The following is a 2,961-nucleotide window of genomic DNA, read 5'->3' on the forward strand; positions in this document are numbered from 1 at the left end:
CTCGATCAATACCGTGATGCAAGCAGAAACGGAAAAACATGGATTGCGATGCTGGAGCGCCAGGAGCGTGAGAAAACGGGCATAAAATCTCTGAAGGTCGGCTACAACCGTATTTTTGGTTACTATATTGAGGTGACACGCGCGAACCTTCATTTGCTTCAAGAAGGCCAGTATGAACGCAAACAGACGCTTTCAAATGCCGAGCGATTTATCACACCTGAACTGAAAGAAAAGGAAGAATTGATTCTTGCAGCGGAGGAAAAAAGTATTGAGCTTGAGTACCAGTTATTTGTCGGCATTCGTGAATCAATCAAAGAGTATATCCCTAGATTGCAAGGACTTGCGAAGGCGCTCAGTGAGCTTGATGTATTGCTTGGATTTGCCGAGCTTAGCGAACAGCGCCGATATGTAAGGCCATCGTTTTCTGATGACAAGAAAATTGTTCTCAAGGATGGCCGCCATCCAGTTGTCGAAAAGGTTATGGATGCGCAGGAATATGTGCCCAATGACTGCTTTATGAATGGTGAACGGGAAGTACTCCTAATAACCGGGCCTAATATGTCTGGTAAAAGTACGTATATGCGCCAAATTGCGCTGACAGCCATCATGGCGCAAATAGGCTGCTTCGTTCCTGCATCTGACGCAGTTATGCCAATCTTTGACCAGGTATTCACGAGGATTGGTGCGGCAGATGACCTGGTATCAGGTCAGAGTACATTCATGGTCGAGATGCTTGAAGCGAAGAACGCGATTACGAACGCTACTGATAACAGTTTGATCCTATTTGATGAAATCGGCCGAGGAACATCCACGTATGACGGAATGGCACTTGCCCAGGCGATGATTGAATATATTCACGATAAAATTGGCGCTAAAACGCTATTTTCAACTCATTATCATGAACTGACAACTCTAGAAGATGAACTGATGAAATTGAAGAACGTCCATGTCAGCGCGGTTGAACAAAATGGGAAGGTCGTTTTCCTTCATAAGATCAGAGAAGGGGCAGCAGATAAGAGCTATGGTATACATGTTGCCCAGCTTGCTGAACTGCCAGCAGAGCTTATCGAGCGTGCCGCAGAAATTCTAGCGATCCTTGAGCAGACAGATGCTCAGATTTCCAACGAACTACATGGACAAAGAAGTGCAGATCCTGTGCCAACCGCTGTTCATCCTGAGGAGCTGCAAAAACAACACAGGCTTCAGGTCGCTGAAACAGCTGCCGCTGCACAGCTATCATTCTTTGATGAGGATCCAGCGCCTAAAAAAGAAAGTTCAATTAGCAAAAAGGAAAAGCAAGTACTTGATAAATTAAGCGGGATTGAAATACTTGATATGACGCCGCTTCAGGCGATTAATGTACTTTACGAATTGCAGAAAAAGCTGCGTAATTAATGCATCAAAGCGAATGCTGTGGGTGAAAAAATGGGGAAAATCATTCAACTCGATGATGCTTTATCTAATAAAATTGCAGCCGGAGAGGTAGTCGAGCGTCCAGCTTCTGTCGTGAAGGAGTTGCTCGAGAACTCGATCGATGCCGGCAGTACTATAATCGAAGTCGATCTTGAAGAAGCTGGGCTTGCGAGGATCAGGATTACCGATAATGGTGATGGCATTGAAGAAGATGATGTACTTACCGCCTTCCAGCGCCATGCGACCAGCAAAATCAAGAATGAGAACGACTTGTTCCGAATCAGGACGCTTGGGTTCAGAGGAGAGGCTCTGCCGAGTATAGCATCAGTTTCAAGATTGGAAATGAAAACTTCAACAGGTATCGAAGGAAACAAGATATTGATCGAAGGCGGCAAACTAGAGGGAATTGAAAAGGCTGACAGCCGTAAAGGAACCGATATCACGATCACTGACTTATTTTTCAACACACCTGCCCGCTTGAAATATATGAAGACGATTCACACGGAGCTAGGGAATGTCACAGATGTCGTAAACCGGCTTGCGCTTGCTAATCCGGATATCAGCTTCCGGCTCGTCCATAATGGCCGCCAGTTATTGAAGACGGCAGGAAATGGCGATGTCCGTCAGGTTCTGGCTGCAATCTATGGAATCAATATGGTAAAAGCAATGGTGCCAATATTTGGCGAGTCACTGGATTATAAAATCAGCGGATATATTTCCATGCCTGAAATAACAAGGGCATCAAGGAATTATATTTCAACGATGATCAATGGCCGTTTTATTAAAAACTACGCATTGGTGAAAGCCATTCAGGAAGGGTACCATACACTGCTTCCGATTGGAAGATTTCCTGTGGTCCTGTTGAACATCGAAATGGATCCACTTTTAATAGATGTAAATGTTCATCCTTCTAAAATGGAAGTGCGATTAAGCAAGGAGCAGGAACTGAATGAACTCGTGTCCAGCGTGATTAAAAATGCATTTGGAACGAAGGAATTGATACCTGCGGGGCTCATTTCACAAAAAGCTGAAAAGCCAAAGTCGGAACAGACTTTCATGAATCTTGATCATTTGCCTGAAAAAAGCACATCTAGTATCCATTCAAATGGTATTATTGACAACGGGCATCCCATCGACGCAAAAGCATCTGAATTAAGCCAGCGTTACTCTGCTTCTGAACAGAAGGATTTCACTAAAACTGAAGCTCCAGACTGGCGGAATGCTTTTACAGCTGCAGAAACTTTAATAAGGCCGGAAACAAATGAAAGTGAACAGAGCATTCGAGGAAATGTGAAGGAGCAAGAGGCACGTGTAGGGGAAACAGTGATAAACGATCCTCATGTTGCAGTGCAGGGTTTGGAGATCCAATTGCATGAGTCTGACATTACAAAGGCCCAAAGCAATCCTTCCCGAGTCCCGCCGCTCTATCCAATTGGCCAGATGCATGGCACATACATCCTCGCACAAAATGAACGTGGCCTTTATATTATTGACCAGCATGCTGCCCAGGAGCGGATTAAGTATGAATACTTCAGGGATAAGGTAGGC

2 protein-coding genes are annotated in these 2,961 nt (G+C 44.7%); both read left to right on the forward strand.

Annotated features, from left to right (window positions below):
• Window positions 1-1,395: DNA mismatch repair protein MutS (mutS, locus tag WB217_RS16940; protein WP_423994455.1), on the forward strand; the 1,395-nt coding region annotated here is incomplete at its 5' end.
• Between the two features lie 30 nt (window positions 1,396-1,425).
• Window positions 1,426-2,961, forward strand: a 1,536-nt coding sequence (gene mutL / locus WB217_RS16945; RefSeq protein WP_423994456.1) for a DNA mismatch repair endonuclease MutL, incomplete at its 3' end; no start/stop codon positions are given.

It is taken from the genome of Mesobacillus sp., assembly GCF_049588175.1.
Taxonomy (GTDB): domain Bacteria; phylum Bacillota; class Bacilli; order Bacillales; family Cytobacillaceae; genus Mesobacillus.